This is a genomic window from Mesorhizobium sp. M8A.F.Ca.ET.021.01.1.1 (assembly GCF_003998025.1).
In the GTDB taxonomy this organism is placed as follows: Bacteria; Pseudomonadota; Alphaproteobacteria; order Rhizobiales; family Rhizobiaceae; genus Mesorhizobium.
Map to the genome: position 1 here is coordinate 1 of NZ_RZSJ01000400.1, position 5,838 is coordinate 5,838.

General features: G+C 63.0%; 5 protein-coding genes and 2 pseudogenes. 4 read left to right on the plus strand and 3 right to left on the minus strand.

The genetic code is table 11. The annotated features are described in order from the left end of the window. From EOA36_RS25090 to rnd, 3 genes and pseudogenes are all read left to right on the plus strand, one after another. Positions 1–204, plus strand: a pseudogene (locus EOA36_RS25090) (MFS transporter); the annotation flags it as partial. A 137-nt stretch (positions 205–341) separates the two neighbouring features. Beyond that, positions 342–1,586 (plus strand): MFS transporter, encoded by a 1,245-nt coding sequence (locus tag EOA36_RS25095; protein WP_127279862.1) that lies wholly within the window; start codon positions 342–344, stop codon positions 1,584–1,586. 75 nt (positions 1,587–1,661) lie between these two features. Further along, positions 1,662–2,813, plus strand: coding sequence for a ribonuclease D (gene rnd / locus EOA36_RS25100; RefSeq protein ID WP_127279863.1), 1,152 nt, complete (start codon positions 1,662–1,664; stop codon positions 2,811–2,813). A gap of 53 nt (positions 2,814–2,866) precedes the next feature. Here rnd and EOA36_RS25105 read toward each other — a convergent pair whose 3' ends face one another. Genes EOA36_RS25105 through guaB form a run of 3 tightly spaced genes read right to left on the minus strand, consistent with a single transcriptional unit; the run spans position 2,867 to position 5,388 of the window. After that, positions 2,867–3,286 (minus strand): MAPEG family protein, encoded by a 420-nt coding sequence (locus EOA36_RS25105; RefSeq protein ID WP_127279864.1) that lies wholly within the window; start codon positions 3,284–3,286, stop codon positions 2,867–2,869. Positions 3,287–3,311: 25 nt separating this feature from the next. Further along, positions 3,312–3,854 (minus strand): hypothetical protein, encoded by a 543-nt coding sequence (locus tag EOA36_RS25110; RefSeq protein WP_167531211.1) that lies wholly within the window; start codon positions 3,852–3,854, stop codon positions 3,312–3,314. 31 nt (positions 3,855–3,885) lie between these two features. Next, the gene (guaB, locus tag EOA36_RS25115; protein ID WP_127279866.1) at positions 3,886–5,388 is read right to left on the minus strand and encodes an IMP dehydrogenase; all 1,503 of its coding nucleotides are present in this window, start codon (positions 5,386–5,388) and stop codon (positions 3,886–3,888) included. 281 nt (positions 5,389–5,669) lie between these two features. On the opposite strand from guaB, the pseudogene EOA36_RS38420 reads away from it, so the two are divergent. Then, a pseudogene (locus EOA36_RS38420) lies at positions 5,670–5,838 on the plus strand (MFS transporter); the annotation flags it as partial.

The following is a 5,838-nucleotide window of genomic DNA, read 5'->3' on the forward strand; positions in this document are numbered from 1 at the left end:
TTCCTCCTCGGCCCGCCACTGCTTGGCTTCGTCTCGGACCATTGGGGCATACGCTCGGCCTTCGGCATCGGCATCCCATTCATCATACTCAGCCTGCTGACCGTCGGCTCGCTTGGCACCAGGCCATCTTCTTCCGCCACCTCCGCAAGCGCAGGCCCCAACGGGACGAGGGAGGAGGCATTGGCGCGGGCCAACGAGGCATAGGCGGCTCGCCTACCCGTTCGCCGGACGGCTGGCGCGGCCTGCCCAAGGGAGTCGCCCCGCAAGAACTAAGGATTGTCCGCTGGCATTGACGGTCGCTTTGGTTCAAGAAGGGATCACCGATACGTGATCGCCGCTTCATGTCCTCCATCCGCCCGTTGATTCCGCTCCTTCTCGCCGCAGGCATCCTGCTCGGCGGCAATGGGCTGCAGAGCACGCTGATCGCGCTGCGCGGCGCGCAGGAAGGGTTTTCGGCGTCCGACATCGGTCTTATGGGCACCTTCTATTTCGCCGGTTTCCTGCTCGGCTGCCTGGCCATCACCCGCATCATGAAGGCGGTCGGCCATATCAGGGCGTTCTCGGCGCTGGCGGCGATCGCCTCTGTCGGCACCTTGCTCCTGGTACTGGTCCTCGACCCGGTGATGTGGTGCGCGGTGCGCTTTGCCGGCGGCTTCTGTTTCGCCGGATTGTTCACCATCGTCGAAAGCTGGCTGAATTCAGGCGTCACCAACCGCGACCGCGCCCGTGTGCTGGCCATCTACCGGATGGTCGATACCGGATCGGTGACATCAGCCCAGTTCCTGATTCCGGTCTTCGGTGCCGGCGGCTTCAGCATCTTCGCCATCATGTCGATCATGATCACGCTGTCGCTGGTGCCGGTCTCGCTTGGCGACCGTTCCAACCCGACGCCGCCGGAAGAGGTCAAGCTCGATCTGGCACGCGTCTGGCGGATTTCGCCGCTTGGCTGCTTCGGCTGCATCGCCGTCGGCGTCACCAACAGCGCGTTTCGCACCTTGTCGCCGGTCTATGCCGAGCAGATCGGCATGTCGGTCGCCGACGTCGTCACTTTCGTCAGCGTCGGCATTTTCGGCGGCGCGATCATCCAGTATCCACTCGGTTATCTCTCCGACCGCTGGGACCGGCGGCGGGTGCTGCTGATGACGACTTGCTGCGCGATGCTTTCGGCACTGGCGCTGGTGTTCATTGCCGGCAGCAATCCGCTGCTCAACTTCATCGCCGTCTTCATCTTCGGCTGTTTCGCCATGCCGCTCTATTCACTGTCGGCGGCGCATTCCAATGATCGCGCGGATGCCGGCGAGTTCGTGCTGATCAATGCAGCCCTGATGCTGTTCTATTCCTTCGGCGCTATTGGCGGCCCTTTCGCGGCCTCGACGGCGATGCAGTATTTCGGGCCAAGCGCGCTGTTTGTCTTCAGTGCCGTGGTCTACGCGGTGTTCATCGCCGTTATCCTCTACCGCATGCAGGCCCGGTCCGGCGTGCCGGCCGGCAAGCGCAGCCGCTTCACCGCGCTGTTGCGCACCTCGACCATTTTCGCGCGTCTGGCCAGGAGAAATAGTGATCCAGACAGTCCGGAAGGGCCGTGACGGTGGCAGCACAGCTTGACGAAAGCCTTCCCGGCTGAAATCTAGGAAGACCCTACTCCTGCCAAAAGCGATTTGATGCACGTCATCACCACCCAGAAAGAACTCGAGACCGTTCTCGCCGCTTTCGAAAAGTCGGATTTCGTCACCGTCGACACCGAATTCATCCGCGAAACGACCTTCTGGCCAATCCTGTGCCTGATCCAGATGGCCGCGCCCGGCGTGACGGCGCTGATCGATCCGCTGTCATCAGACATCGACCTGGCTCCGTTCTTCAAGTTGATGGCCAACGAGGCGGTGGTCAAAGTCTTCCACGCCGCCCGGCAAGACATCGAAATCATCGTCCATCTCGGCGATCTCGTTCCGCACCCGGTGTTCGACACCCAGGTGGCGGCGATGGTCTGCGGCTTCGGAGACAGCGTTTCCTACGATCAACTCGTGCAGCGCATCACCGGGGCGCGGCTCGACAAGTCGTCGCGCTTCACCGACTGGCGCCATCGGCCGCTGTCCGACAAGCAGCTCGACTATGCGCTGGCCGACGTTACCCATCTGATCGAGGTCTATCAGCACCTCAACGCCGAGCTGGCGCGGGAAAACCGCGCTCACTGGCTGAATGAGGAGATGGACGTCCTGACCTCGCGCGAGACCTACGATCCGCACCCCGAGGATGCCTGGAAGCGGCTGAAGATGCGACTGCGCAAACCACAGGAGCTGGCGATCGTGCAGACCGTGGCGGCATGGCGCGAACGCGAGGCGCGCGAGCGCGACGTGCCGCGCGGCCGCGTGCTCAAGGACGACGCGATCTACGAGATCGCGCAACAAGGGCCGCGCGATGCGGCGGCCCTGGCCAAACTCCGTACCACGCCAAAGGGCTGGGAACGCTCCTCGACGGCGACCGCACTGCTCGGCGCGGTCAACACGGCGCTCGCCTTGCCCAAGGAGCAGATGCCGAAACTGCCGAAAAACTTCCAGCCGCCCGAAGGCTCGAATGCGGCCGCGGAACTCTTGAAAGTGCTGCTCAGGATCGTCGCCGAAAAACAGGGCGTCGCCTCGAAGGTGCTCGCCTCCAGCGACGATATCGACCGTATCGCGGCCGAGGGCGAGGACGCCGATGTGCCGGCACTGCAGGGATGGCGGCGCGCCGTGTTCGGCGAACAGGCGCTGAAGCTGGTGCGCGGTGAGATCGGCATCAAGTTCGACAAGCGCAAGATAGCCGTGTTCGATCTGTAGAAATCGGCCTCTCTTCTTCCGCCTCGGGAGAAGAGCGCCAACGCCGCTTCTGCTCAAACCACCTGGAGCAGGTGAAGAGCGAACCAGATCCAGCCCAACAGGATAATGACCGCACCGAGAAAGAAAGACCGCCTGCGCAGGCGCAGTTCGTTGCTGGTCAGGTGAACCCAGGCGTGGAAGTAGCGCGAGGCGACAAAGATCCACATCAGCGCCAGGGTCAGGTAATTGACGCCGTTGGTGACGTGCAGCGCCAGGCACAGCACGTAGAAAAGAACCGGCAATTCGAACTGGTTGTTGAGATTGGCGGCGACCGTGACGCTGGACGCCGGCTCGGTCGAACGCACTTTGTATTGGCCGGTCTTGGCTTCGCCTGACTTGACCGCACCGTCTCGGCGACGGCCGAGGACGCAGTAGACGATGTAGATCAGCAGCACATGCGCCAGGACCGGCCAGAAGATGGTGGTCTGGTTCATGAAGTGGCCCCTGCCCTTTTCGGCTTCAATTCTGACGTCTTTGGCCCGCCAGCCAGAAAGCGGCAATGACGATGACCGGGAGGGCGAGAAGCGCGAATTTGGTGACGATCAGCGCCGAGGCGAAAGACAGCGAGTCCGGGTTGGCATAGAGGAAATCGGACAGAAGCCGCGCCACGGCGATATTCTGGACATAGTCGGCGAGCGTGTAGGGCAGCACCAGGACCAAGGCGAAGATCGCCTGCATCTGCCCCGGCAGCACGCGGAAAGCCTTCAAGCGCCGGCCAGTTACCACGATCAGGCTGACTAGCGTCAGCGACAACAGCGCAGGAAACAAAAGATCGAAGGTCAGGTAATGCCAGACCAGGATGATCTCGCTGCCGCGCCGGCCAAGCGCCGTCAGCCAGGCCATGCCTTCGTCGGGCGTGAATCCGAAATAGCGCATGTCGAGCGAGGCCAAGCCCCCGCTCAACTGGCGGAAATAGAAGAACTCCATCCCGGTCATGGCGATGAAAACCGCTGCCGAGAGAAAGCAGAGCGCTCCGACATGGCGCGACAGGCGCAGCACCATGGCGGCCAAGTTGCGCCAAAGCCCGGAAGAATCAGGCTCCGCCGGGATAGTTGGGGCTTTCGCGGGTAATCGTGACGTCATGGGCGTGGCTCTCACGAAGTCCGGCGTTGGATATGCGCACAAAGGTGGCGCGGTCGCGGAAATCGGCAAGGTCGCGGCCACCAACATAACCCATAGCGGCTTTCAGCCCGCCTGCAAGCTGGTGCAGCACGCCAGACACAGGTCCTTTGTAGGGAACCTGCCCTTCAATGCCTTCCGGCACCAGTTTCAGCGTGTCGCGCACCTCGGCCTGGAAGTAGCGATCGGCGGAGCCCCGCGCCATTGCGCCGACCGAGCCCATGCCGCGATAGGCCTTGAAGGAGCGGCCCTGGTGCAGATACACCTCGCCCGGACTTTCGTCGGTCCCGGCAAGCAGCGAGCCGATCATGGCGGCGCTGGCGCCGGCGGCGAGTGCCTTGGCGAGATCGCCGGAATATTTGATACCGCCGTCGGCGATTACCGAGGCGCCGGATTTATGCGCCGTCTCGACCGCCGACATGATGGCCGAAAGCTGGGGAACGCCGACCCCGGCCACGATGCGGGTGGTGCAGATGGAGCCCGGACCGATGCCGACCTTGACGGCGTCGGCGCCGGCGTCGATCAGCGCCTGCGTGCCTTCGGCGGTGGCGACGTTGCCGGCCAGGATGCGCACGGAATTGGAAAGCTTCTTGGCCCGCGTCACCGCGTCCAGCACGCGCTGCGAGTGGCCATGCGCGGTGTCGATCACCAAAAGGTCGACGCCCGCCTCGATAAGACGCTCGGCGCGTTCGAAGCCGTCATCGCCGACGCTGGTGGCGGCCGCGGCGCGCAGTCGCCCCTGCGCATCCTTGGTGGCATGCGGGTTGAGCTGCGACTTCTCGATGTCCTTGACGGTGATCAGCCCAACGCAATTGCCCGCCTTGTCGACCACGACCAGCTTCTCGATGCGGTGCTGGTGCAGGAGCCGCTTGGCCTCGTCCTGGTCGACATTCTCCTTGACCGTGATCAGGTTCTCCCGGGTCATCAATTCGTAGACCTTTTGCGCAGGATCGGAAGCGAAGCGCACGTCGCGGTTGGTCAGGATGCCCACCAGCCGGCCGGTCTTGTGGCCGCCGGCGCCGCCATTCTCGACCACCGGAATGCCCGAGATCGAGTAGGTGCGCATCAGTGACAGCGCGTCGGCGAGCGTGGCGTCGGGACCGATGGTGACCGGGTTCACCACCATGCCGGATTCGAATTTCTTGACCTGCCGCACCTGCTCCGCCTGTTCGGCGGGCGAGAAATTGCGGTGGATGACGCCGATGCCGCCGGCCTGCGCCATGGCGATGGCAAGCCTTGCCTCGGTGACCGTGTCCATCGCCGCCGACAGGATAGGCACGTTGAGGTCGATGTCGCCGGCGATGCGGGTGCGGATGTCGGTCTGGCCGGGCATCACTTCGGAATGACCGGGCTGTAAAAGCACGTCGTCAAAGGTCAGCGCCAGTGCGCCGGTGGACGTTTCGATGATTTTTGCCATAGCCAGCCCTTTGAATGCGAAAAAGCGCTGGACCGGAATGGGCAGCGCCGACTCGTTATTCCCTTTCAGGATTGGCGGTGGCTGGTAACACGTCCCGGGACGGATGAAAAGCCGATCATTGCGTTGCACAACAGGATCACGACGAGCCCGGCAACGCCACCCCTGGTTGCGATCGCACAAAAGTGACAGCAAATTAATGCGACATCGGTGTCCAGCCGTGATACCCGCCCTGCGTGCCGGCAAGGTCGGCAACATCTGGAATCAAGCCCGGACGCGTTTTTGTGAACCGCACCATTCCGCTCATACTGGCGGTCGCTCTTTTCATGGAAAACATGGATTCGACCGTCATCGCGACATCGCTGCCGGCGATCGCCATCGACATCCATACCAGCCCGATCGCGCTCAAACTGGCGCTGACCGCCTATCTGGTGTCGCTGGCGATCTTCATTC

Coding starts and splice junctions, on each gene's coding strand:
- EOA36_RS25095 (WP_127279862.1), top strand. CDS start 342: ATGTCCTCCATCCGCCCGTTGATTCCGCTCCTTCTCGCCGCAGGCATC.
- rnd (WP_127279863.1), top strand. CDS start 1,662: ATGCACGTCATCACCACCCAGAAAGAACTCGAGACCGTTCTCGCCGCT.
- EOA36_RS25105 (WP_127279864.1), bottom strand. CDS start 3,286: ATGAACCAGACCACCATCTTCTGGCCGGTCCTGGCGCATGTGCTGCTG.
- EOA36_RS25110 (WP_167531211.1), bottom strand. CDS start 3,854: ATGGTGCTGCGCCTGTCGCGCCATGTCGGAGCGCTCTGCTTTCTCTCG.
- guaB (WP_127279866.1), bottom strand. CDS start 5,388: ATGGCAAAAATCATCGAAACGTCCACCGGCGCACTGGCGCTGACCTTT.